The 23,899-nt window shown below is 72.9% G+C and carries 17 protein-coding genes; 6 read left to right on the top strand and 11 right to left on the bottom strand.

Annotated elements, in window-relative coordinates; all coding sequences use genetic code 11:
- Positions 1–145: 145 nt before the first annotated feature.
- The 4 genes from A6A08_RS15225 to A6A08_RS15210 form a co-directional block, all read right to left on the bottom strand.
- On the bottom strand, positions 146–1,882 hold the full coding sequence (locus A6A08_RS15225; protein WP_073703256.1) for an amidase: 1,737 nt from the start codon (positions 1,880–1,882) through the stop codon (positions 146–148).
- Positions 1,879–2,955, bottom strand: a complete 1,077-nt coding sequence (locus A6A08_RS15220) for an agmatine/peptidylarginine deiminase (protein WP_073703255.1) — start codon at positions 2,953–2,955, stop codon at positions 1,879–1,881. The genes A6A08_RS15225 and A6A08_RS15220 overlap by 4 nt, the downstream gene beginning before the upstream one ends.
- Before the next feature lie 57 nt (positions 2,956–3,012).
- Positions 3,013–4,545, bottom strand: coding sequence for an APC family permease (locus A6A08_RS15215; RefSeq protein WP_073703254.1), 1,533 nt, complete (start codon positions 4,543–4,545; stop codon positions 3,013–3,015).
- A gap of 188 nt (positions 4,546–4,733) precedes the next feature.
- The gene (locus tag A6A08_RS15210) at positions 4,734–6,122 is read right to left on the bottom strand and encodes an NAD(P)/FAD-dependent oxidoreductase (RefSeq protein ID WP_073703253.1); all 1,389 of its coding nucleotides are present in this window, start codon (positions 6,120–6,122) and stop codon (positions 4,734–4,736) included.
- A gap of 217 nt (positions 6,123–6,339) precedes the next feature.
- Between A6A08_RS15210 and A6A08_RS15205 the strand changes: the two genes are divergently transcribed.
- The gene (locus A6A08_RS15205) at positions 6,340–6,996 is read left to right on the top strand and encodes a TetR/AcrR family transcriptional regulator (protein WP_073703252.1); all 657 of its coding nucleotides are present in this window, start codon (positions 6,340–6,342) and stop codon (positions 6,994–6,996) included.
- A 21-nt stretch (positions 6,997–7,017) separates the two neighbouring features.
- Here the strand turns inward: A6A08_RS15205 and A6A08_RS15200 are convergent, their stop codons facing one another.
- The gene (locus A6A08_RS15200) at positions 7,018–8,451 is read right to left on the bottom strand and encodes a gamma-aminobutyraldehyde dehydrogenase (RefSeq protein WP_073703251.1); all 1,434 of its coding nucleotides are present in this window, start codon (positions 8,449–8,451) and stop codon (positions 7,018–7,020) included.
- A gap of 462 nt (positions 8,452–8,913) precedes the next feature.
- A complete protein-coding gene (locus tag A6A08_RS15195; RefSeq protein ID WP_073703250.1) occupies positions 8,914–10,251 on the bottom strand; it encodes a DUF2786 domain-containing protein in 1,338 nt (445 codons plus the stop codon).
- Between the two features lie 253 nt (positions 10,252–10,504).
- On the opposite strand from A6A08_RS15195, the gene A6A08_RS15190 reads away from it, so the two are divergent.
- On the top strand, positions 10,505–12,031 hold the full coding sequence (locus A6A08_RS15190; protein ID WP_073703249.1) for a cytochrome P450: 1,527 nt from the start codon (positions 10,505–10,507) through the stop codon (positions 12,029–12,031).
- A 32-nt stretch (positions 12,032–12,063) separates the two neighbouring features.
- On the opposite strand, the gene A6A08_RS15185 is transcribed toward A6A08_RS15190, so the two are convergent.
- The 5 genes from A6A08_RS15185 to A6A08_RS15165 all read right to left on the bottom strand — a co-directional run bounded on the left by A6A08_RS15185 (position 12,064) and on the right by A6A08_RS15165 (position 17,542).
- Positions 12,064–13,149 (bottom strand): potassium channel family protein, encoded by a 1,086-nt coding sequence (locus A6A08_RS15185; protein WP_073703248.1) that lies wholly within the window; start codon positions 13,147–13,149, stop codon positions 12,064–12,066.
- Positions 13,150–13,365: 216 nt separating this feature from the next.
- Positions 13,366–14,574, bottom strand: coding sequence for an acetylhydrolase (locus A6A08_RS15180; protein ID WP_073703247.1), 1,209 nt, complete (start codon positions 14,572–14,574; stop codon positions 13,366–13,368).
- Positions 14,575–14,727: 153 nt separating this feature from the next.
- On the bottom strand, positions 14,728–15,369 hold the full coding sequence (locus tag A6A08_RS15175; protein ID WP_073703246.1) for an LUD domain-containing protein: 642 nt from the start codon (positions 15,367–15,369) through the stop codon (positions 14,728–14,730).
- A complete protein-coding gene (locus tag A6A08_RS15170) occupies positions 15,366–16,793 on the bottom strand; it encodes a lactate utilization protein B (protein ID WP_073703245.1) in 1,428 nt (475 codons plus the stop codon). The genes A6A08_RS15175 and A6A08_RS15170 overlap by 4 nt, the downstream gene beginning before the upstream one ends.
- Positions 16,790–17,542 carry a (Fe-S)-binding protein gene (locus tag A6A08_RS15165; protein ID WP_073703244.1) on the bottom strand — a complete coding sequence of 251 codons (753 nt, stop codon included), beginning with the start codon at positions 17,540–17,542 and terminating at the stop codon, positions 16,790–16,792. Before A6A08_RS15165 ends, A6A08_RS15170 begins: the two co-directional genes overlap by 4 nt.
- 275 nt (positions 17,543–17,817) lie before the next feature.
- Here A6A08_RS15165 and A6A08_RS15160 point away from each other — a divergent pair, with 275 nt between their 5' ends.
- The 4 genes from A6A08_RS15160 (at position 17,818) to A6A08_RS15145 (ending at position 23,840) form a co-directional block, all read left to right on the top strand.
- A complete protein-coding gene (locus A6A08_RS15160) occupies positions 17,818–18,534 on the top strand; it encodes a FadR/GntR family transcriptional regulator (protein ID WP_073703243.1) in 717 nt (238 codons plus the stop codon).
- Between the two features lie 277 nt (positions 18,535–18,811).
- Positions 18,812–20,515: a glucose-6-phosphate isomerase gene (pgi, locus tag A6A08_RS15155; protein ID WP_073703242.1), complete on the top strand. Its 1,704-nt coding sequence runs from the start codon at positions 18,812–18,814 to the stop codon at positions 20,513–20,515.
- Positions 20,516–21,013: 498 nt separating this feature from the next.
- Positions 21,014–22,687, top strand: a complete 1,674-nt coding sequence (locus A6A08_RS15150; protein ID WP_073703241.1) for an ABC-F family ATP-binding cassette domain-containing protein — start codon at positions 21,014–21,016, stop codon at positions 22,685–22,687.
- 127 nt (positions 22,688–22,814) lie between these two features.
- Positions 22,815–23,840: an ABC transporter permease gene (locus tag A6A08_RS15145; protein ID WP_073703240.1), complete on the top strand. Its 1,026-nt coding sequence runs from the start codon at positions 22,815–22,817 to the stop codon at positions 23,838–23,840.
- The last annotated feature ends 59 nt before the right edge of the window (positions 23,841–23,899 follow it).

Here is a 23,899-nt window from a genome sequence, read left to right as displayed (position 1 = left end):
GTCAGCCCCGCGCTTCGCCGGGGCGGGACCAGCTGGGCCCTGGCCGCCGAGCGAGCCGACGCGGGCAGGCTGAAGCCGCGCCGGGGCCCCGCCCCCAGCGCGGCGGAAACAGACTCCTTCCCCTGACCTCGGGCCGCCCCGGTCCTCAGAGCAGGCGCGGGGTCCGAGGCGGCTCCTGGCGGCGGTTCCCGGTCGCCTCGAAGGCCGCCGCGATCCTCAGCAGACGCGCGTCGTCGTAGGCGCGCCCGGCGAAGGTCAGCCCCACCGGCATGCCGGTGTCGGGCATCGTGCCCATCGGTACCGTCACCGTGGGGACGCCCAGGTGGCGCCAGACGAGGTTGCCGTTGGCGACCCACACCCCGTTGCGCCAGGCGATGTCCGCGGACTCGGGGTTCACGTCGGCGTCGGCCGGCGCGACGTCGGCCACGGCCGGGAAGGCGATCGCGTCCAGCCCCAGCTCGTCCAGCCAGTCCTCGAAGTCGATCCGGCGGGTGCGCTCCAGGCCCTTGATCCCCTCCTCCAGGTGCGGGATCTCGGTGAAGGACGAGATCCCCGTGCGGCGCACGAACTCCGGGTAGGCGGCGATGTCGTCGTCGAACCCGTCGTAGCGGTCCGGCAGCGCGCCCGGAACGGGCGGGAAGACGCGGGCGCCGTCGACCTGCCCCAGGTCGTTCAGCTCGGGGTCGCCGTTGGCCTGCAGGAAGTCCTGCCAGGCCCAGGCGGACAGGTCCAGCAGCTCCCGGTCCAGGTACTCCTGGCTGACCAGACCACGGGTCTTGACGGTGGGCGCGCCCGGACGGTCGCCCTCGTAGTTGCTCACCACGGGGAGGTCGGTCTCCTGAACGCAGACGCCGGAGGCCTCCAGGTCGGCCCGGGCCGCCTCCCACAACCGCAGCACGCTGGGTCGGGTGGCCACCCGCCGCCCCGTGGGACCGCCGATACCGGGGTTCTCCGAGGTACCGGCCTCGGGGTCCCGCCCGGTGTACAGGCGCGGGGCACCGATCCTGAGTCCGGCCAGGGCCCGCCGCCCCGCGTCGGCGTCGGCCACACCCAGGTCGGTGAAGGACGCGGGCCGCACCCGCGAGGCCGCCGGGATCTCGATCCAGGGCTGGCAGCGCCAGAAGTCCCCGCGCGGCTCGGGGTCGTCGGCGACGATGACCTCCAGCAGCTCCAGCATGTCGGCCATGGTGCGGGTGTGCGGCACCACGACGTCCATGGTGGGCACCAGCGGCCAGTTACCCCGGATGGAGATCAGGCCCCGGGACGGGGTGTAGGCGCACAACGCGTTGTTGGAGGCCGGCGCGCGCCCGGAGGACCAGGTCTCCTCCGCCAGCCCGAAGGCGGCGAAGCTGGCGGCCGTGGCCGTCCCCGAACCGTTGGAGGAACCCGAGGCGAAGGCCGAGGTCAGGTAGTCCCCGTTGTAGGGGCTCTCGGCGCGCCCGTACACGCCGCGCTGCATGCCGCCGTTGGCCATGGGCGGCATGTTGGTCAGCCCGACCAGTACCGCGCCGTTCTCCCGCAGCCGGCTCACCGTGAACGAGTCGCGCTGGGCGACCAGGTCCTCGAAGGCCGGTGATCCGGCCGCGACCGTGAGCCCGCGGGCCTGGTAGCTGTCCTTGGCGGTGTAGGGGATCCCGTCGAGCGGCCCCAGTACCTCGCCACGCGCCCGGCGCCCGTCGGAGGCCCTGGCCTCGGCGATGGCCCGGGGGTTCATCACCACCACGGCGTTGAGCGTGATCCCGGTGCGGTCGTAGGCCTCGATCCGCGCCAGGTAGGCCCGCACCAGCGCCTCGCTGGTCACGCGCCCCCGCTCCAGGTCCTCGCGCAGCCGCGCGATCGGTGCCTCGACGACGTCATAGGGCTCTGCGTGGAAGTCGGTCACAGTGCACTCTCCTGCTCTCGCGGGGCGGGCTGCTGCTGGGTGATGCAGTGGATGCCGCCACCGAACCGGAAGATGTCGCGGGCGTCGACCTGTTCGACCCTGCGACCCGGGTAGGCCTCGGCCACGATCCGCGCGGCGACCTCGTCCTGCGGGTCGTCGAAGCCGCACAGCACCACGACCCCGTTGGCGACGTAGTGGTTGATGTAGGACCAGTCGACGAACTCCCCGTCCTCGTCCATGAGGGTCCCGGGGGCGGGTACGTCGACGATCCGCAGCGGCTCGCCGTCGGCGTCCACCGCGCTCTCCAGCACCCGACGCAGGTTCCGGGTGATCTCGTGGTCCGGGTGGCGGGGGTCGTCCTGGCGGTGCAGCAGCACGGTGCCCGACTCGGTGAAGCTCGCCACGATGTCCACGTGCCCCCGGGTACCGAACTCGTCGTAGTCGCGCCAGAGCCCGCGGGGCAGCCAGACGGCGTGGCCCGTGCCCAGCCTCGCGTGGATCTCCGCCTCGACGTCCTCCCTGCCCAGCTCGGGGTTGCGCTCCGGGTCCAGCTGGACGGTCTCGGTCAGCAGCACCGTGCCCGAGGCGTCCACATGGAAGCCGCCCCCCTCGTTGACCAGGGTGCTGGGGACGCGGGGGACCCCGGCGAGCTCGGCCATCCGGCCCCCCACGAGCCGGTCCGAGCCCCAGGACGCCCACTCCTGGGCGCCCCAGCCGTTGAACACCCAGTCCACGCCCCGCACACGCCCGTCGGGGCCATGCACGAAGGTCAGCCCGGAGTCACGCATCCACGCGTCGTCCAGCGGCACCACCGCGGTCTCGACCCGCGGGCCGAGCAGCGCCGTGGCCGCCTCGGCGTCCTCGGGCGCGACCACCACCGTCACCGGTTCGTGGCGCGCGATGGTGTGGGCCACCGCGGTCCATGCCTTGCGCGCACGCGCCAGGGTCTGGCTCCCGGGCGGACCGAAGGTGGCGTTGGCGGGCGGGAAGGCCATCCAGGTGCGTTCGTGAGGTGCCCACTCCGGCGGCATCACCATGGGGGACGGCTCGTCGGCGGAGCTGTGAGCGAACATGTCAGTCCTTGTCGTGGAACGGGGGTGCTGGAGCGGCGGGGCCCGGACCGGTGAGCGTCAGCTCTCCGCGGGGTACTCCGTGGTCACGAACCGGCGCCGGAAGAACTCGGGGCCGCGCAGGTACCGCACGACCATGGCCGCGCCTCCGATGGCGAAGATGGCGACGCCCAGGACGAACACCAGCCCGACCCCGCCGATCTGCGAACCGGAGCCGTAGGCCGGGTCCATGGAGTCCCAGGCGGTCTGGAAGAAGAAGACGAGCAGCAGGAGCCCACCGACCAAGGGTGCCACCAGCTTGGTGAACAGTCCGCGCAGCGACGCGGTGGCCTCGCGCCGGAAGTACCAGACGCAGGCGAGGGCGGTCACGCCGTAGTAGAAGCAGACCATCATGCCCAGCGTGGTGATGGTGTCCCACAGGACGTTCTCGGAGAGCACCCGCATGACCGCGTAGAAGGCCGAGGCGATGACCACCGCCACGACGGTCGCGTAGCCGGGGGTCTTGTGCACCGGGTCGACCTGGGCGTACTTCGGTGAGAGCGCCCCGTAGTGGCCCATCGCGAGCATCGTGCGCGCCGGCGAGATCATCGTGGACTGCAACGAGGAGGCCGAGGAGGACAGCACCGCCAGGGACATCAGGACGGCGAAGGGGCCCATGACCGGTCCGGCCAGCGCCGCGAAGACGTTCTCCTGGATGTCGGGGTTGCCCAGGCCGAACTCGCCGGTGGAGACACCGGAGAAGGAGAGCGTGGCCACCGACACCGCGGTGTAGAGCGCGACGACCACCAGGATGGTGGTGATGGCGGCCTTGCCCGGGGTGCTCGTCGCGCCGCGGCTCTCCTCGTTCATCGTCACGACCACGTCCCATCCCCAGTAGATGAAGACGGACAGGGCCACACCGGCGGCGAAGGCGGAGAAGGAGTCGACACCGAACGGGTTGAACCACTCCAGTCGCACGGGCGTGGCGTCGAAGGCCGAGCCGGCGCCGACCTGGACGAACGCGGCGATCGAGAACCACGCCAGCACCACGATCTGGAATGTGACCAGGATGTACTGGAAGGTCTTGGTGGCCTCCATCCCCCGGTGGGAGATCCAGGCCGCGGCGGCCATGAAGGCCAGGCAGGTCAGGATGTTGACCGGCACGTTGCGGGTCAGGGCGGCGATCTGGTCCTGTCCGGTGAGCTGCGCGATCGCCAGGTAGAAGAAGTCGACCGCGATTCCCGCCAGGTTGGACAGCACCAGGATGGTCGCGGCCAGCAGGCACCAGCTGGCCATCCACCCGGTCCAGGGGCCGAAGGCCCGGGACGCCCAGGTGAAGGTGGTGCCGGAGTCGGGCATCGCCTTGTTGAGCTGGCGGTAGCCGATCGCCACCAGCAGCATCGGGACGAAGCCGATGAGCAGGATCGCCGGCAGGTGTTCACCGACCGCGGAGGCCGTGGGGCCCAGGGCCCCCGAGAGGGTGTAGGCCGGGGCGATGGTGGAGACGCCGATGACCAGGCCTCCCAGGAGCCCGATCGCTCCCTTGCTGAGGCCCTTCCAGTCGTTCGGGGTTTCGGTGCCCGCCTTCGCGGGGCGTCCGGTGGTGTGGGTCATGGGTTGTCCTGTGGTCGCCGGGGTGGTCTCGGCGCCGAGGGGTCGGCGCCGCGGGAACCGGTGAGCGTGGAGCCCGTGCTCACCAGGGGGTGGGGTCGTGCGCCGCGGCACCGGCCCCTTTCGGGGGTGGGTGTTCGGAGGACGCCCGGCCTGTGTGGCGAAGGCGTCCACCGCACCACCCACCCGGGTCAGTCGGCCGGGCCCGCGAGGATCTCCTCGGCCGCGCGTCGGCCCTGGCGCAGCGCGCCGTCGACGTGCTGGTAGCCCTCGGCGGCCAGGTCCGAGCAGGCCCAGCTGATGGGTCCCACCGGCTTGCTCTGGTCGGCCCCGTAGCGGTGCAGGCCACCGAGGTCGTAGCTGGCCGCGTACGCGCCGCGGGTCCACTCCTCGGAGGCGAAGTCCGACTCGAAGTACACGGTGGGCTCGAGCGCCTCGTCACCGAGGTAGTTCGCGAGAGAGCGCAGGATCGCGCCGCGGCGCTCCTCGGCGGGCTTGCGCAGGAGGTCGTCGGCGCGCTCGTCGGAGACGAAGGCGACCAGGGTTCCGCGCGTGTCCTCGTGGTTGGTGTTGTCGTACACCTCCTGGCACAGCTCCTTGGCACCGAAGCCGGTGCCGGAGAGCCCCTTGTCCCGCCAGAACGGGCGCTCGTAGACCGCGTGGACCTTGATGACCAGGCCCATCGAGGTGTGCTGGTGCATCTGCTGCTGGAGCCACGGGAGTGCGGGCTCGAAGGAGATGCGCGAGTAGAGGGTGGGCGGCACGGCCACGATCACGTGGTCGGCCCGCACGGTCACGCGCTCGGAGCGTACGAGGACCTGGCTGTCGTCCCAGCGGATGGTCCTGACCGGGCTCTCGAGGACGACCGTGCCCTCCTCCAGCGCGGCGGCCATCGTCTGGGAGACCGACTGCATGCCCCCGACCACGCGGCGGTCGAGGATGAAGTCCTCGTCCACGAGGTTGGAGAACGACCCGGCCGAGGCGGCCATGAGCACGGCCTGGAGCACCGAGAACGCGTGGGCGGGCTTGGTCAGCATGCCCCCGGCCATGAAGATGCCGATGTTCTCCCGGGCGGCCGCGTCATCGGTCTGGCCGTGCAGCCACTCGGTGAACGAGATGGTGTCCAGTTCACGGGCGCGCGGGTGGGCCCAGGGGCGCTCGACGCCGATGTCGGCGACCAGCTTGTCCAGGGCCGCGATGACCCGCTCCATCTCCGCCTCGGTCCGCTCGCCGGCGGGGAACATGTCCCCGGTGAACTCGTGCCGGGAGCCGTCCGCGGCGAGGTAGACGCTGGCCCCGTCGCGGTGGCGCGGAAAGGTGCTCATGCCCAGCTCGTCGAGGAGGCCGAGGAGTTCGGTCTGGTCGGGGGAGACCCACTGGCCGCCGAGCTCCAGGAAGGCGCCGTCGATCTCGCGGGACCAGGTGCGACCGCCCACGCGGTCGCGGGCCTCCAGGACCGCGACGGAGCGCCCGGCGGCCTGGAGGGTGCGTGCGGCCATCAGCCCGGCCGGGCCGGCGCCCACGATCACGACATCACGATCGAGGATCTCGTCGCTGCCGATGACGTGCGTGCCACTCATGGGTGTGCTCCTTCGAACATCAAAATGAACTTCATTCATTAATAGGTACGGCGTCCCCGATGTCAAGTTCCTCACCCGCCGCCCGGGGACGAAGGACAGGCCGGTCAGAGGGCTGAAGGCCCGCCACCGCGCCGATCCGGCGAGTGTGCTTCGCTTCTACACTTGGGGGAGATCGCGTTGATGCCCCCGCAATGTGGACAACAGGAAGTAGGCGTCAGTGACCCAGCAAGCGCGCAGCGGACGAGGTCGAGGTCGCCCCTCCTCGCCGATCCTGACCCGCGAACGCGTCTCCCAGGCCGCGATCCGGATCGTGACCGAGCAGGGATACCGCCACCTGACCATGGCCTCACTGGCGCGCGAGCTCGGTGTCGCCGCCTCGGCGCTGTACAACCACGTCGCCTCCAAGCGCGACGTGCTGGTGCTGATCCAGGACCGCATCAACGAACAGATCGACTGCTCGGCGTTCGACACCGAGCCCTGGGAGCAGGCACTGGGGCAGTGGGCGCGCTCCTACCGGCGGTGCTTCATGGAGCACACCGCGCTCATCCCGGTCATGGCGGTGCTGCCCGTCGCCGACTCCCCCCAGACGCTGCGCATGTACGAACGCGTCACCCTCGCCCTGCGCGACGCCGGGATCGTCGGCGCGGACGCCGTGGACATCATCGTCGGGGTCGAGGCGCTCGTCTTCGGTGCGGCCTACGACGCCTCCGCCCCGACCGACATCTTCGATCCGGGCGGTCTCGAGGACCTGGCCCCGACCTTCACCCGGTTCTCCGCGCAGCGGTCGGCGGACCCCCGTGCGGCCGCCGACCGGGCCTTCGAGCTCGCGCTCGAGGCCCTGATCAGCGGCCTGCGCCAGAAGTACGCCGGCTGAGCCGTCGGACTCGGGGTCCGGTCAGACCTCCAGCGCGTGCATGACGTGCTTGACCCGGGTGTACTCCTCCACGGAGTACAGCGACAGGTCCTTGCCGTAGCCGGACGACTTGAAGCCGCCGTGGGGCATCTCCGCGGTGAGCAGCACATGCGTGTTCACCCAGACACAGCCGAAGTCGAGGGCGCGGGTCAGGCGCATGGCCGTGCCGTGGTCGGAGGTCCAGACGCTGGAGGCCAGCGCGTAGTCCACGTCGTTGGCCAGTGTCACTGCCTCCTTCTCCGAGGAGAAGGTCTGCACGGTCAGGACCGGTCCGAAGGTCTCCTCCTGGACCAGCTCGTCGTCCTGGCGGACGCCGGTGACGACCGTCGGCTCCAGGAAGTAGCCCTTGGCGCCGGCGACCGGCCTGCCCCCGGTCACCACGGTGGCGTGCTCGGGCAGCCGGGAGAGCTTGTCGGTGACCGACGCGAAGTGCCGGGCGTTGTTCAGCGGGCCGTAGTCGTTCTGGGCCTCGTCGGCGTTGCCGGTGCGCGTCTGGCGGGCGGCCTCGGCGAGCAGCTCCACGAACCGGTCGTGCGCGCTCTCCTCGATCAGCACCCGGGTGACGGCGGTGCAGTCCTGACCGGCGTTGAAGGTGCCGAACTCGACCAGAGCCTTGGCCGCGGCGGGCAGGTCGGCGTCGGCGAACACCACGGCCGGGGCCTTGCCGCCGAGCTCCAGGTGGCCGCGCTTGAGGCCCTTGGCGGCCGAGGCCGCGACCTGCCGGCCGGCCCGTACCGAACCCGTGATCGAGACCATGACCGGTTCGGGGTGTTCCACCAGGAGTTCACCGGTGCCCGCGTCGCCCAGGACGGCGTTGAACACGCCCGCCGGGAAGATCTCCCCGATCAGTCGGGCCAGGACCAGCGTCGACTCCGGAGTGGTGTCCGAGGGCTTGAGCACGATGCAGTTGCCCGCCGCGAGGGCGGGGCCGATCTTCCACACCGCCATGAGCAGCGGGTAGTTCCACGGGGTGACCTGGGCGACGACTCCGACCGGTTCCCGGCGGACGTAGGAGGTGTGGCCGTCCATGTACTCCATGGCGGCACGGCCCTCCAGCGTGCGGGCGGCGCCGGCGAAGAAGCGCAGGTGGTCCACGCCCATGCCGATCTCCTCCTGGGAGATCATCCAGCGCGGCTGACCGGTGTTGCGGTGCTGGGCCTCGACGATCTCGTCGGCGTGGGCCTCCACCGCGTCGGCCAGCTTGAGCAGGAGGCGCTGTCGTTCGCCCGGGGTGACGTCCTTCCAGGACCCGAAGGCCTCACGTGCGGCGGTGAAGGCGCTGTCGACGTCGACCTGGTCGGAGACCGGCGACACCGCGACGGTGCACCCGTCCGAGGGGTTGACGACGTCGATGCTCCCCTGCCCGTGAGCGTCGACGAACTCACCGTTGACGAAGTTCTGGAGGCGGCTGCCCATGAGGTCTCCTCGGCCACAGATTTAATGATTGGTGTTCATTTTAGAGGTGTGTGGAGTGAGGGGCAACACGCCGCCCTGCCGACGGGGTCACCCGCCCCGCGGTCAGCCGTCACACACGCGGCGTTGGGACGGAAACGGCCTCTGTGTCGCCAGAGGTCCGCTGGCCTGGACTTACGCGTTGGTGCGTGAGAGCGGACGAGGTCGGCGGTGCAGGGCGGTGGCATGCTCTGGCCGTGGCGATCGAGGCGGACCGCGCCCTCCTGGCCCACCCATCGCTCACCGGTGTCTCCCAACACCACCTGGACGCGCCCGTCGAGGAGTCGGCCCGTCCCCGGGAACCGGTTCGTCCGTCCCCGTGCGCGGCCACCGGTTTCCGCGTTGTGGAGAGGTCGCGCGAAGAGCCGCCCCGCGGCGAACCACCCCTTCCGCGGGGGCGGCCGCGCCCCGGCCACCGGGTCCGGGTCAGCGGCCGCGGACGGGGGGACGCGCTCCCAGGGAGGCGGCGTCGGCCGCCGCACGACCCTCGTACCAGCCGTCCGCGCTGGAGGGGCCGCGCACCCGCGAGTAGGTCAGCTCACCGAACGCCTCGGCCACGGCCGCCTCCACCTCGCGCTCGCGCGCGGCGAACACCGGCACCAGGTCCGTCCCGGTCTCGGCCGCGGCGGCCTGCTCGGCGGCGCGGGCCGACTCCACCAGGCGCTCGCCCACCCGTACCGCGAACGCGGACACGAACGACTCCCGGAAGGCCCGGCCCGCCGCCCTGCCGGACCGGTCCCGCACCGCGCCGCTGGCCCGCATCATCGTCTCGGCCTGCACCAGCAGCGAGGTGAACATCAGGTCGACCGCCTCCACGTCCCCCGGGAAGCCCATCACCGTGCACAGCCCCAGCTCCTGGTGCCACACGGCCCGGCAGTGGTTGGCCTCGGCGACCTCGTGCAGCAGCACCGCCTTGTGCTCGTCGTAGGGCGCGTCCACCGGAAGCCGCCGGCCCGCCGCGGCCTCCGACGCCTGCCCGGGCTCCTCGGCCAGCAGCGCCCGGTCGATGCTGTGCCGGGCCATCAGCTCCTGCGCGCGGGCGCTCAACGCCTCCGCCTCACGCGGGAACTCCGTCGACTCGGCCTTGGCCAGCAGCGCCCTCACCCGGGCCAGCTTGGCCTGGTCCACCGGCGCGTGCGCCGCACGCGAGGTGCCCTCCCGGCCCGGCCGGAACGTTCCCGGGGGCGGGCACAGGCGGTGCATCGGCGGCAGCACGCGCAGCGCGGCCAACAGCCGCAGCGCCGTCTCCACCACCTCGAAGCGCAGCAGCCCGTGTTCGGCGCCCACATGCGCCAGGTAGCCCTCGGCCCCGCCCCAGGAGGCCGAGGCCCCCAGCTCGTGCACCTGCGCGCTCCACCGGGGATCCACCGCGGAAGGGGAGTGGCGGGCCAGGTCGGCCGTCACCGCGTCGGCGCACACCGCCGCGGCCACCGGGCCGAGCACCCGGTCCGCCTGGCGCACCGTCTCGGCGGGCTGCCAGCCGCGCGTCCAGGCCGAGGCGACCGCCTCCAGCAGGGCGCCGAGGACCGCCCGGCCCGCCGCGTCGGCCCACGCGGGGTCCTCGGTGTCGGCCAGCCGCGCGGCGGCCAGGTCCACGCCGTGGCCGCCACGGCCGAGCACCAGCGCGTCGACCGCTCCGGAGACCACCTCGGCGGGGGAGTCCCCGGCCGACGGGCCGTCCCAGGCGTCGGCGCTCCCTCCGGAGGTACCCGCGGACGCCCGGCCGCCGGCCCGCCGCTGTCGGCCGCGACCCTTCCTGCCCACGGTGGTCCTCCCTGGTCGAGTGATGGAGCCGACGGACCATCCTATCCATCGGTGCCACGCCGCCGTGCGCCGCGTGAAACGTCACCGGTGCGGCGCGCGACGCCGTTCCCGCGCGCCGTGACGGGTACTTCCGCCTTGACCGCTCGTGGCACCCCGTGACCGGTACGGAAAGGAGCAGCTTTCCTCCCGGAAGCAACACGGAAACACGCGGCGCGTACCGTCGCCTCGCATCCGCAGCCACTGAGGAGTCTCCATGCGCCACGGAACCGGGGCCGACGACCGGGGCGACGCACCGCCCAGCGGGACGGGCGCCGACCGCTGCCCCCACGGCGGGGGCGCCGCTCTGCCCCTCCACGGAAGCACCGGCGCCGACATACCCTGGTCCCGGCTGCGCGAGCACCACGGCGGCTTGGTCGCGGTCGAGATACGGCCCGGCGTGTCCGGCTGGCTCCTGCTCGGCTACAAGGAGAACCTCCAGGTACTGCGCGACCAGACCCACTTCTCCGCCGATCCGCGCCGCTGGAGCCCGGACGGCGCCGCTCCGGCCCGCAGCGGCGCCCTCGCCCGCGACGGCGAGGAGCACCAGCGGCTGCGCACGGCCATCGTCGACACCCTGGCCACGGTGGGCACGCCCCAGTTGGTCCCGGTCGTCGAACGCGCCGCCGCGCACCTGCTCGACCGGGTCGCCGCGGACGGCTCCGCCGACCTCATCGGCCAGTTCGCCTCCCCGCTGCCCGCCCTGGTCCTCAACGAGCTCTTCGGACTGCCCGACGCCTACGGCCGCCTGCTGGCCGACCTCACCCTGCGGCTGTGGAGCGGCGAGCCCGGCCGTGCCGAGCCCGCGGCCCTGGCGATCCGCTCCTACTTCACGGGCCTGGTCGCCCGCAAGCGCTCCGAACCCGGCGATGACCTCGTCGGCCGGCTGCTCGCCCACCCCCACGGGCTCACCGACGACGAGGCCGTGGAGGCGCTGTCGCTGCTGTGGGAGACCGGACACGAACCCACCACCCACCTCATCGGCAACGCCCTGCTCAGGCTCCTGGAGGACCCGGACGTGTGGACCGCCTACCTGGGCGGCACCCTCGCACCGGAGGACTTCGTCGACTACCTCATGTGGACCGACCCCCCGATCCGGGTGCTCGCCGGGCGCTACTCCACCATGGACATGCGCTTCGCCGGGGCCCGCATCCGCCGGGGCGAGCCGCTCCTGTTCGGCTTCGCCTCCGCGCACACCGACCCCTCCGTATCCCGTGGTGGAGACGACACGATGGCCCTGGCGGGCAACCGCTCCCACCTGTCCTGGGGCGCGGGCGCCCACCGCTGCCCCGCCACCGGTTTCGCCCGGGAGCTGGTGCGCACCGCCATCGACACCGCCGTGGACCGGCTGCGCGGCATGGTCCTGGCCGTCGGGGCCGAGGACCTGCGCCGGCGCGTGTCACTGGCCGTGCCCGGGCTGGTGGAACTGCCGGTGTGGTTCACCGCGACCGGGGAGCGCGCCGAGCCGGACGAGCGGCGGGAGGAGCGCGCCGAGGCGCCGGTGCGCCGCTGGGTTCGCAGGAGGCGCAGGCCCGCGCCGCTCGGGGCCCGCTACCAGGCGCCCCTGGCCCGGGGCGGAGCGGAGGAGGAACGGGTCGCCGAGCCCGCGCCCGCCCCGGCGGCCCGGACCCGCCGCCGTGCGCCGCGGGGAGCCGGAGCCCGTTACCAGGCGCCGTTCGCTGAGGAGGAGGCCGGGCCGGACGCCCTGGAGGAGCTGCTGGCCACGTGGGGTTCGCGTGAGTGACGGACGGGCCGGTGAGGGCGAAGCGGTGCCGGTCAGCGGGTCTCCCACTCCTGGGGCGGTGCCTCGGTGTGCGCCCACTCGTGCAGTTCCTCCAGGAAGATCCGGCAGAGGTGGACCATCTCCATGGCCCTGCCGTGCTCGCCCCCGTCCCCCCTCCCGGGGCCGTGGCCGGATCCGAGGCCGTCGAGACGCGCCGTGAGCATACGGTCGACCGTGTCCACCGCCCGGCGGTCGTGCTCGGTCGGCCGCGGATCGGTGAGCCGACGGGCGAGGTCCCTTCCGAGGTAGGTATCCGCGATCGTCCTCTGCAGGCGGGCCAGCGCCCGGCACAGCGATTCGGCCGCCGCGCGCAGTGAGGGTTCGCGTTCGCCGGCCACGAGGGCGGCCACGGTCACCTCGGCGACATGGCGCAGCGCCGGCTCGGGATCGTACTCGTCGTCGCTCGATCGGTAGGTCAACGCCACCAGCGGGTACCGGTGCACGGTCTCGTCGACCTCGCGCAGGCTCTTCGCCCACTCCCGACAGTACGCGCGTGCCTGGTCGACGCCGTCCCGGGCCAGGTACTCGGTGAACACGGTGACGCCGCCGCGGCCGCGTGCCTCGTCGTGGACCGACAGCGTGAACTGGTTGCGCTTGGACACACCGCTGGTGACCTGGATGGCGTAGGTGGCCATACCCGTGAACAGGGCGAAGCCGACCGCCGCCCCGAACAGTGAGACCAGCTGGCCCCCGGTCGACAGCGGGGTGATGTCGCCGTATCCCAGGACCGGGACGGTGCCACCCGCGAAGTACAGGGCGTCGAGGAAGCCGACGGGTTCGAGGCCCGGTCGGACGCTGAAGTCCTCCTCCAGCATCGGCCACACGGCCAGCGCCAGCCCGAGGGTGAGCAGCAGGATCCAGGTGGCGAAGGTCGCCAGCAGGATCACCGGCCCGGCCAGGGCGAGTATCCGCCTTCCGCCACGGGGCAGGCGTGTGCCCGTCAGCACCGCCGAGCGCCACACCGCCTTGCGTACCCGCCCGGCCAGCAGTCCCTCCGAGTCCGGGTGGAGCACGGTGGCGGCGGCGTCGCAGACGACCAGTACGGCGAGCAGCAGTCCGAGGACCGACACGAAGAACATGGGGGTCGCCTACCCAGCCGCTCGGAACCGATACTCCGCGCGTCCGGTCCCTCCCGGACCCGCGGGGAGCGTGGAGGGGGCCGGACACGGGCGAGGAGGTACCGCCCGACCGTGCGCGCGGACGCGGGCGGGCGGTACCGGGGTCCTTTCGACCGAGGAGAACGCGGCGGGAGTGGTGCGGGGCGTCGCGCGGCGGGGGTGCCCGCCGAACACGCCCTAACCCTCGTCGGGCTCCACCACGACCAGTTCGGGGTGGAAGCTCTCGGGGTCCTCCAGCAGGGGCTGGTCGCCACCGCGCAGGTGGTGGTCGAAGAACGCCACGCTGTAGGCGCGCACCAGGGCCAGTCCGCGTTCCACCGGCAGGTCGCCGAACTGGGCCCGCCACTGCTCGGGTGTGAGCATGCCGGTCAGGCCGAGCTGCTCCATCAGCACGCCCCGGTCGATGCCGTTGGAGTGACCGGAGCCGTCGAGCCTGATCCACTGCCGCCATCCCTCCAGGCGCGGCCACATCTCCTCGACACCGTTCCAGGCGTTGCCCTGGTCGTTCTCGATCAGCGCCAGCGGCTTGTCCACGCCCTCCTCCAGCACGGGCGGGTAGTAGGGCCCGTCCAGGTTGATCCCGGCGTCCACCCGCTCCTCGACGCGCAGCGTCTCGGCGGTGGCCGAGCCTCCCCAGGAGTGACCGGCCATCCCGACCCGGGAGGCGTCGATCACGCGCGACCAGCGCCAGGCCGGGTCCGGACCGGTGAGCCGGTCCAGGAGGAAGGACACGTCCCGGGCCCGGTTGACCGCGCCCAGCGCCCAGTCCCCGTTCCGGCAGGCCGCGCACTCGGTGACCAGCCCGTCGGGGAACTCCACCGGCGCGGCCTCGTGGGCGTGGTCCACACCCGCCACCACGAAGCCGTGGCCGGCCAGCTCCTCCGCCAGCGAGGACAGCTCGGTCCGGTTCAGTCCCGCGCCGGGGGAGAGCACGACCAGCGGGAAACCGTCGTCGGTGCGCGCGGGCGGCGCGTTCCGCCGGGAGTTCGTGCGCACACCGCGGTGCAGGACGTCGTCGGGCAGGTCCAGGCCGAGTTCGGCGACCATGGCCGCGGACTCGGCCCCGGTCATGTACGGAGCGGACCGCCCCGCGTCCACACGCGCGGGGTACCACAGGGTCACCATCAGCTCGCGGGGGCCGCCCACCCACACGTCCTCGCGGCCCTCGTCCACCAGGTGGAGGTCGGTGGTGCCGACCGGGTGGTCCCCGGTGGGTTCGGGCAGGAGGGCCCGCGGCGCCTCGGCGGGGGCGGGCCCGGCCGCCGCCGGGTCGGGCGCCGCCACGGAGGCGGGCAGCGCCAGGGCCGCGGCCGCTACGAGCGTGGTGGCGGTCCGGAGCGGGCGGGCGGCGACGGCGCGGCGCTCTTCGCGTTCTGTACGGGGCATGGGGAGTCCTGTCGTCGGGTGCCGTGGGGCCACCGACAACGCTAGGAACCCCGGCGCCGCCGCACCATCGGGGCGGCCCCCGCCCCTCCTCGGGGGCGCGCCGGAGGGCCAAGGGTGGGGACAGCCCCACCCCCGGCCCCCTCACCAGCGCGTTCAGCCGCCGGACTCCACCAGCAGCACCTCCAGGGTGCGCGGGCCGTGCACGCCCTCCACCCGGTCCAGTTCGATGTCACTGGTCGCCGACGGTCCGCTGATCCAGGTCAGCGGGCGCGCCGGATCCAGCAGCCGCACCGCCTGGGGCACCCCGTCCACCACCTGCTCGGCGCGTACCACGCACAGGTGGTAGTCGGGCACCAGGGTGATCGCGCGGCGCCCCTGGTCGGGGCCGCCGTCCAGGACGATCGTGCCGGTCTCGGCCACGGCCACCGCGCATCCGGTGACCACACCGTCCACCCCGTCGAGGCCGCTGACCGGCACCGGCTCCGCGCGCGAGTCGCGCAGCAGCTCGACGGAGGACTCGGCGAACCACTCCCGCGGGATCCCCGCGGGGACCGCCACCCGTTCCGCGCCCCGGCGCTCCAGGGCGGCGGCGACCTCGGCGGCCACCCGGTCGGCGCCCACCCTGCGCACCAGCGCCCGGTAGTCGTGCAGCCGGTCCTCCAGCACCTCCAGCGTGGGGCCCGTCCCGTGGCTGTCGGCGAAGCCCTCCCCGGGCGTCCGCTCCAGGGGCTCGTCGGCGGGCACGTCGGCCAGCGCCCTCCTGACCCGGGCCAGGATCTGGTCGCGGCTGCTCATCCGCGCTCCCTTCCACGCTTGTCCCACCACTGCCGGAAGGACTCGGCGGGCACGTCGGGCACGTCCCTGGTGTCGGTCCAGGCCCCCGCCATGCCGGGCAGGTGGCGCGGGACCGCGCCCCGTCCCAGTCCCGCCGCGCGCTGCACCGCGTCCAGCGAGCGGGGGGAGGACAGCACGGCCTCGGCCCCTGCCATCAGCGCCTTCTCGCCCAGGTGACCGGGGGAGCCGGCGACCTCCTCGCGCAGGTGCACCAGCACCTCGGGGATGTCGATGGCCACCGGGCACACCTCGTAGCAGGCCCCGCACAGCGACGACGCGTACGGCAGCGCCTCGTCCACCTCCGAGGACATCCCGCGCAGCTGCGGGGTGAGGATCGCGCCGATCGGACCCGGATAGACCGACCCGTAGGCGTGGCCGCCGGCGCGCTCGTAGACCGGGCAGGTGTTCAGGCACGCCGAGCAGCGGATGCAGCGCAGCGCCTGGCGTCCCACGGTGTCGGCCAGGACGTCGGTGCGGCCGTTGTCCAGCAGTACCAGGTGGAACTCCTGGGGGCCGTCGCCCGGCGTCACCCCGGTCCAGGTGGAGGTGTAGGGGTTCATCCGCTCGCCGGTGGAGGAGCGCGGCAGCAGCTGCATGAACACCTCCAGGTCCGACCAGGTCGGCACGATCTTCTCGATGCCGACCACGGAGATCAGGGTCTGGGGCAGGGTCAGGCACATGCGCCCGTTGCCCTCCGACTCCAGCACCACCAGCGTTCCGGAGTCGGCCACCGCGAAGTTGGCGCCCGAGATCGCCGTGCGGGTGCGCAGGAAGCGCTCGCGCAGGTGCACGCGGGCCGCCTCGGCCAGTGCCCTGGGGTCGTCGGTCAGCTCCCGGGGCGCGGGCACGCCCCACTCGGCCATCTGCTCCAGGAAGATCTCCCGGATCTGGGCGCGCCCCAGGTGGATGGCGGGGACCAGGATGTGCGAGGGCAGGTCCTCGCCCAGCTGCACGATCAGCTCGGCCAGATCGGTCTCGTAGGCGGTGATCCCGGCTTCGGCGAGGGCGTCGTTGAGCTCGATCTCCTGGGTGGCCATCGACTTGACCTTGACCACGTCGGTCTCGCCCGTGGCCTTCACCAGGCGGGTGACGATCTCGTTGGCCTCGGCGGCGTCGGCCGCCCAGTGCACCTGTCCGCCCGCCCGCTGGACGGATTCCTCCAGCTGCTCCAGGTAGCGGTCCAGGTGGCGCAGGGTGTGCTCCTTGACCGCCGCGCCCTCGGCGCGCAGGCGCTGCCAGTCGTCGTGCAGCTCGCCGACGACGGAGGCGCGTTTGTCGCGGATGGTGTGGGTGGCCTTGCGCAGGTTGTGCCGCAGCTGGGAGTCGTTGACCGCCTTCCCGGCGGCCTCGGGGAAGGGCGGGATGCCCAGGAACGTGGCGCTCATCGGGTGGCGCCCTCCTTGTCTGTCTCCTTCTCGGTACTGGCCAGGATCTCGGCCAGGTGCGCCACCCTCATGCCCGAACGCTGCCGGGACAGGGTGCCGCCGATGTGCATCAGGCAGGAGTTGTCGACCGCGCACAGCACCTCGGCACCGGTCTCCACCGCGTGGCGGGCCTTGTCCGCGCCCATGGCCGAGGACACGTCGCCGTTCTTGACCGCGAACGTGCCGCCGAAGCCGCAGCACTCGGTGTCCCCGGGCAGGTCCACCAGCTCCAGGCCGCGTACGGCGCGCAGCAGCCGGTAGGGGCGGTCGCCCAGGCCGAGCATGCGCAGCCCGTGGCAGGTGGGGTGGTAGGTGACCTTGTGCGGGTAGTAGGCGCCCACGTCGGTCACGCCGAGCACGTCCACCAGGAACTCGGTGAGGTCGTACACGCGCGGGGCGAGCTCGGCCACCTTGCGGGACAGGCGGCTGCCGCTGCCGCCCAGGCGCGGGTAGTTGTCGCGGACCATGGCCGCGCAGGAGGCGGAGGGGACCACGACGGCGTCGGCGCCCTCGAAGGTCCGCACGAAGCGCACGGCCATGCGGCCGGCCGGGCGGCGGTAGCCGGTGTTGTAGTGCATCTGCCCGCAGCAGGTCTGGCCCTCGGGGAAGACCACCTCGTGGCCCAGCCGCTCCAGGAGGCGCACCACGGCCCGTCCGGTGTCGGGGAAGAGTGTGTCGTTGACACAGGTGATGAACAGTGCGACCCGCATGTGCCTCCTTCGTGCCCCGCCGGGTGGCGCCCGGGGGCCGGTACGCCGCCGGACGGCCGCTCCCTTCGCGCACCGCCTCGGTGGAATCGCTCGCCACGAGCGTGTAGTGGTCAGACCACTTTCGCATGTCGGAGGACTTCTGAGCAAGAAGAGGGGGCACAAGAGAGATCTGGGGAGCGTTAGTCGAAGATTGGTATGATCTCTTTCGGGCAAGGGGTCGGACGAAGCCACGCGTCACCCCGCCCCCTCGACCGACACACGAGCTGGAGTACCACGTGAGCGACCCCGACGGCGAGCGCACCTCCGTCACCCGACGTGCCGTCGACCGGATCAAGGCGATGATCGCCGACGGGCGGGTCGGTCCGGGGGAGCGCCTGCCCACCGAGCGCGACCTGTCCGCCCAGTTCGGGGTCTCACGGAGCTCCATGCGCGAGGCCATCCGCACCCTGACCACGCTCGGCGTCCTGGAGGCCCGCCACGGCGCGGGCGTCTACGTCACCGCGCTGCGCCCGGCCGACCTGTTGGAGACCTTCTCCGTGCTGGCCGAGGTCTCCCAGGGGCGGACCCTGCTGGAAGTCCTCCAGGTGCGCCGCATGCTGGAGCCCGCCGCCACCGCCCTGGCCGCCGCGCGTGCCAGCGCCGAGGACCTCGACCGCGTCGGTGCGCTGCTGGACCGGATGGAGGGCGGTCCCGACACCCCCTGCGCCGACACCGTCACCGCCGACCTCGGCTTCCACCAGGCCATCGTGGCCAGCACCGGCAACGCCACCCTGGCCGCGATCCACGACGGCCTGTCCTCGCACACCTTCAACGCCCGGGTGTGGGCGGGCCACCGGGAGGCCGGGCTCACCGCCAAGCTCCGCGAGGACCACGAGCGCATCCACGAGGCCCTCGTGGCGCGCGACCCGGACGCCGCCCGGGCCGCCGCGACCGTGCACGTCCTGCGCGTGGAGCGCTGGCTCAGCGCCGACCTGGCCGGATCCGGGGACTGACCGGGACAAGACCCGGTCGGCGCCGGGAACCGGTCGGCACGGGCCGTGCCCGCCCCGGAGCCTCCCGGCGCGGCCCGGCGAAAAGTCCGCGTCCGGGCCTGTGGAGAACCGCGCGGCGGACGGCTTTCGTGGCAGGCTGTGGGGGAGTGGGACCGCGCGGGAAAGCGGTGTGCGCACCGGGCGCACACACCGCCCGTGCCGGGCCCCGGCCGCCGGCCACGCGCCCGCACCGGGCCGGGCCGCACACGGACCACCACGAACGACGAGGAGCCACCGGATGTCTGCCAGTACACCACTCCCTCGCGCTGAGGACACCGGAGAAGGGGCCCACGCGGCCCTCCCCCTGGACCAGCGGGACGAGTGGACCGCACTGCGCGATCACCGCGAGCGGTGGGGGTCCACCCACCTGCGCGACCTGTTCGCCGACGACCCCGACCGGGCCGGTCGGTACACGCTCGACGTCGGCGACCTCCACGTCGACTACTCCAGGAACCTCGTCACCGACGAGACCCTGCGCCTGCTCGGCGACCTGGCCTCGGCCACCCGCGTCGCGCGGCTGCGCGACGCCATGCTCGGCGGCGAGCACGTCAACCTCACCGAGGACCGGGCCGTGCTGCACACCGCCCTGCGCGCCCCGCGCGGCGAGGTCGTGCGCACCGACGGCCGCGACGTCGTCCCCGAGGTGCAGCGGGTCCTGGACCGGATGGCCGGGTTCGCCGACCGGGTACGCGCCCGAGAGTGGCTCGGCCACACGGGGCGGCCGGTGCACAGGATCGTCAACATCGGCATCGGCGGCTCCGACCTGGGGCCCGCCATGGCCTACGAGGCGCTGCGGCCCTACACCGACCGCGGGCTGGAGTTCCGGTTCGTCTCCAACGTGGACGGCACGGACCTGCACGAGGCGCTCGTGGACGCCGACCCGGCCACGACGCTGTTCGTGGTCGCCTCCAAGACCTTCACCACCATCGAGACCATCACCAACGCGACCGCGGCCCGTTCCTGGCTGCTGGACGGCCTGGGCGTGAAGGACGGCGACGAGGGCGCCATCGCCAAGCACTTCGTCGCGGTCTCCACCAACGGCGAGGAGGTCGCCGGGTTCGGGATCGACACCCGGAACATGTTCGAGTTCTGGGACTGGGTGGGCGGACGCTACTCCTACGACTCGGCCATCGGGCTGTCCCTGATGGTGGCGGTGGGACCCGAGCGGTTCCGGGAGATGCTCGCCGGGTTCCACCTGATGGACACCCACTTCGCGACGGCCCCCGTCGAGCGCAACCTGCCGTTCCTGCTGGGCCTGCTCGGCGTCTGGTACGGGAACTTCATGGGCGCCGAGAGCCACGCGGTGCTGCCCTACAGCCAGAACATGGAGAAGTTCCCCGCCTACCTCCAGCAGCTCGACATGGAGTCCAACGGCAAGTCGGTGCAGCGTGACGGCCGCCCCGTCGGCTGGCAGACCGGGCCGGTGGTGTGGGGGACCCCGGGGACCAACGGCCAGCACGCCTACTTCCAGCTGCTGCACCAGGGCACCCGGTTCGTGCCCGCCGACCTCATCGGCTTCGCCAACCCGTCCCCCGACCTGCCCGAGAGGCTGGTGCCCCAGCACGACCTGCTCATGGCCAACCTGTTCGCCCAGGGACAGGCACTGGCCTTCGGCAAGAGCGCGGAGGAGGTCGCCGCGGAGGGCGTGGCGGACGACCTGGTCCCGCACCGCACCTTCGAGGGCAACCGCCCCACGACCACCATCCTCGCCGACCGGCTCAGCCCGTCGGTGCTCGGCCAGCTGGTCGCCCTCTACGAGCACAAGGTGTTCGTGCAGGGCGCGGTGTGGAACATCAACTCCTTCGACCAGTGGGGCGTGCAGCTGGGCAAGGTCCTGGCCAAGCGGGTCGAGCCCGCCCTCACCGAGGGCGCCGACGTGCCCGGCCTGGACGCCTCCACCGCGTCTTTGGTGCGGCGGTACCGGTCCATGCGCGGCCGCTGACCGGCGCCGGACGCGGCCCCCACCGCGCGGGTGCGCCGGTGGGGGCCCGGTCCACCCGTGGGCGGCTCCCGGGGAGGTACCGGGTCCGGGCACATCGGTCGCGGCGGTGCCGCCGGAGCCCGGGACGGGACCGGATGCGACCGGTGCCGACGGGCGCACCCGCTCGTGCGCCCGTCCCGGAGCGCGGCGCTCACGGCGCCGCCCCCGCCGCCCCGGCAGGGCAGGGCGCGCGGGAAAATCCCTTGCAGGCTCCGGACGGGCCCGGCTAGCCTTGCTCCCAACATGCGTAACTGACATCGAGACCGACGATCCGCCGAGCGCGCGGGGCTCGCCCACCACCGGGCTGGAGCCGTATCCCCGCCCGGCGTGTACCCGAGTTCGAAAGATTCGTGGTGCGGTCTCGATGTCGACGACCCCCGTCGTCCGCCGGACAGACCGCGACCGCGCGCGTCCGGGTGCATCGAGGCCCACCCCAGGTACGAAGGGTGGTCCCACACCATGACCTTTTCCGACGCCTCACCGGCGGCCCCGAACGGCTCCCCGCTGCTGCGCGCCCGCGACCTGGCCAAGGCCTACGGGGCGCACGTGGTGCTCGACGGGATCGGCCTGGACGTCGCCCCCGGCCGACGGCTCGGCCTCGTGGGGGAGAACGGCGCCGGCAAGTCCACCCTCCTGCGGCTGCTCGCCGGGCTGGAGGAACCCGACGCCGGGCTGGTGGAGCGCCCCGCCGACACCGGGTTCCTGTACCAGGAACTGCCCCACCCTCCGGAGACGACCCTGGCCGAGGTGGTCGACGAGGCGCTCGCACCCGCCCGCGAGGTGGAGCGGCGCCTGACCGAGGGTGCGGCGGCGCTGGACGGCTCACCCGAGGACGGACGGGTCCTGCGGGAGTACTCCGAGGCGCTGACCGAGGCCGAGCGGCTGGAGGTGTGGGACGCCGAGCGCCGGGCCGAACTGGTGGTGGCGGGCCTGGGCCTGGACGGGATCGGCCCGGACCGGCCGGTGGGACGGATGTCGGGCGGGCAGCGCGGACGGCTGGGCCTGGCCGCCCTGCTGATCCGGCGGCCGCGCGCCCTGCTGCTGGACGAGCCCACCAACCACCTGGACGACCAGGCGCTGGAGTTCCTTGAGGGCTACCTGCGGGGCCTATCGGGCCTCGTGGTGCTGGCCAGCCACGACCGGGTGTTCCTGGACGCGGTGTGCACCGGTCTGCTCGACCTGGACCCGGCCGTGGACGGCCCCGTGTACTACGGCGGCGCCTACTCCTTCTACCTGCGGGAGAAGCAGGTGGAGCGCGAGCGGTGGGAGCAGCGCTACCACAGCGAGCAGGACACCCTCAAGGGGCTGCGCGAGTCGGTGCGCACCACCGCCCGCCAGGTCTCGCACAACGCCCCGCGCAAGGACAACGAGAAGATGGGCCACGACTACCGGGGAGGACGCGTCGACAAGCAGGTCTCGCGCCGGGTGCGCGACGCCCGGGGCAGGCTGGAGGAGCTGGAGCGCGGCCAGGTGCGCAGGCCGCCCCGGCGGCTGGAGTTCACCGCCCCGCTCACCCGGGACCCGGGGCCGGCCGGGGGCAACGCCATCACGCTGCGGGACCTGGTGGTGCCGGGCCGGCTGCGCCTGGACCACCTGGACGTGCCCTCGGACGGCCGTCTGCTGGTCACCGGGCCCAACGGGGCGGGCAAGTCCACGCTGCTGTACGCCCTGGGGCACCGGCTGCGTCCGGAGTCGGGCCGGGTGCTGTGGCGGCGCGGGGTGTCGGTGGCCCTGCTGGAGCAGGACGTGGTCTTCACCGACCCCGAGCGCACCCCGCGCTCGCTCTACGAGGCGCTCAACGGTGCCCGGACGGGCGTGCCGCGCCTGACCGACCTGGGCCTGGTCGCGCCGCGCGACCTGGACCGGCCGGTGGGCGCGCTGAGCGTGGGGCAGCGGCGACGGCTGGCTCTGGCGATGCTGGTGGGGCACTCCCCGGACGTGCTGCTGCTGGACGAGCCGACCAACCACCTGTCCCTGTCCCTGGCCGAGGAGCTGGAGGAGGCGCTCGGCACGGCGCCGGGAGCGGTGGTGGTGGCCTCGCACGACCGGTGGCTGCGCCGCAACTGGGCCTGGTCGGAGCTGCGTCTGGCCGACGGCGCGGTCGCCGGGCGCAGGGACCCCGCGCTGTCGTAGGAGCCGCGCCCCGGGCCGCCCGGCCCGTCCGGGGCGCTCGGCGCGGACGCTGGAAACCCCGGTGCTACTTGTGCAGACTCTGCGTAGTAGATCTACTGCGCAAGGTGAGGTCAGGGGTGGGGCGTACATGACCGCGCCGATGGACGCGCCCGAGTCGTCCCAGCACGCCGACCCGGACGCGGCGGCCACCGGGGGAGCGAACGCGGCGAACCGGTCCCTGCGGCAGATCGCCTGGCAGCGGTTCCGCGGGGACCGGGTCGGCATGGCGGGAGGGATCGTCGTCCTCCTGCTCATCCTGGTCGCGCTCCTCGCCCCGCTGCTCACGTCCTGGTTCGGCTACCCGCCCAACCAGTTCCACCAGGACCTGATCGACCCGCTCACCGGCGGCGTCCTGCGCGACCCCGGCGGTTCCTCCCAGGAGCTCGACCCCTGGGGCGGGATCAGTACCCAGCACCTGCTCGGCCTGGAGCCCGTCAACGGCCGGGACCTGTTCAGCCGCATCGTCTACGGAGCCCGCACCTCGCTCCTGGTCGCCACGGTCGCCACACTGGTGTGCGTCGTCATCGGCACCGTCCTCGGGATCGTCGCCGGGTACTTCGGCGGCTGGGTCGACATGGTCATCAGCCGGGCCATGGACATCTTCCTGGCCTTCCCGCTGCTGCTGTTCGCCATCGCCCTGGTGGGCGTCGTCCCCGACGGGGCCTTCGGCCTGACCGGCAACAACCTGCGCATCGGCGTGCTGGTCTTCATCATCGGGTTCTTCAACTGGCCCTACATCGGCCGCATCGTGCGCGGGCAGACCCTCACGCTCAAGGAGCGCGAGTTCGTGGAGGCCGCCCGCAGCCTCGGCGCGGGCAGCGCCCACATCGTCTTCCGCGAGATCCTGCCCAACCTCCTCACACCGATCCTGGTCTACTCCACGCTGCTCATCCCCACGAACATCCTGTTCGAGGCGGCCCTGAGCTTCCTGGGCGTGGGCATCAACCCGCCCATGGCCACCTGGGGCGGAATGCTGGACAACGCCCTGCGCTTCTACACCACCTCCCCGCACTTCGTGATCATCCCCGGACTGGCCATCTTCGTGACCGTGCTCGCGTTCAACCTCTTCGGTGACGGGCTGCGCGACGCCTTCGACCCCCGCTCCTCCGACTGACGGGTCCGGACGTGCCCGGTTCCTTCCCCCGTGTCCCGGGCCGTGCGGCGCACGGCCCC

It is taken from the genome of Nocardiopsis sp. TSRI0078, assembly GCF_001905145.1.
In the GTDB taxonomy this organism is placed as follows: domain Bacteria; phylum Actinomycetota; class Actinomycetes; order Streptosporangiales; family Streptosporangiaceae; genus Nocardiopsis.
This window is presented reverse-complemented; position numbering and strand designations above follow the sequence as displayed.

Excerpts from the sequence above, each read along its gene's own strand:
- A6A08_RS15145 (WP_073703240.1), top strand. The coding sequence starts at position 22,815 with ATGACCGCGCCGATGGACGCGCCCGAGTCGTCCCAGCACGCCGACCCG.
- A6A08_RS15220 (WP_073703255.1), bottom strand. The coding sequence starts at position 2,955 with ATGTTCGCTCACAGCTCCGCCGACGAGCCGTCCCCCATGGTGATGCCG.
- A6A08_RS15170 (WP_073703245.1), bottom strand. The coding sequence starts at position 16,793 with ATGAGCGCCACGTTCCTGGGCATCCCGCCCTTCCCCGAGGCCGCCGGG.
- A6A08_RS15210 (WP_073703253.1), bottom strand. The coding sequence starts at position 6,122 with ATGAGTGGCACGCACGTCATCGGCAGCGACGAGATCCTCGATCGTGAT.
- A6A08_RS15175 (WP_073703246.1), bottom strand. The coding sequence starts at position 15,369 with ATGAGCAGCCGCGACCAGATCCTGGCCCGGGTCAGGAGGGCGCTGGCC.
- A6A08_RS15190 (WP_073703249.1), top strand. The coding sequence starts at position 10,505 with ATGCGCCACGGAACCGGGGCCGACGACCGGGGCGACGCACCGCCCAGC.
- A6A08_RS15150 (WP_073703241.1), top strand. The coding sequence starts at position 21,014 with ATGACCTTTTCCGACGCCTCACCGGCGGCCCCGAACGGCTCCCCGCTG.
- A6A08_RS15200 (WP_073703251.1), bottom strand. The coding sequence starts at position 8,451 with ATGGGCAGCCGCCTCCAGAACTTCGTCAACGGTGAGTTCGTCGACGCT.
- A6A08_RS15180 (WP_073703247.1), bottom strand. The coding sequence starts at position 14,574 with ATGCCCCGTACAGAACGCGAAGAGCGCCGCGCCGTCGCCGCCCGCCCG.
- A6A08_RS15215 (WP_073703254.1), bottom strand. The coding sequence starts at position 4,545 with ATGACCCACACCACCGGACGCCCCGCGAAGGCGGGCACCGAAACCCCG.
- A6A08_RS15165 (WP_073703244.1), bottom strand. The coding sequence starts at position 17,542 with ATGCGGGTCGCACTGTTCATCACCTGTGTCAACGACACACTCTTCCCC.
- A6A08_RS15185 (WP_073703248.1), bottom strand. The coding sequence starts at position 13,149 with ATGTTCTTCGTGTCGGTCCTCGGACTGCTGCTCGCCGTACTGGTCGTC.
- pgi (WP_073703242.1), top strand. The coding sequence starts at position 18,812 with ATGTCTGCCAGTACACCACTCCCTCGCGCTGAGGACACCGGAGAAGGG.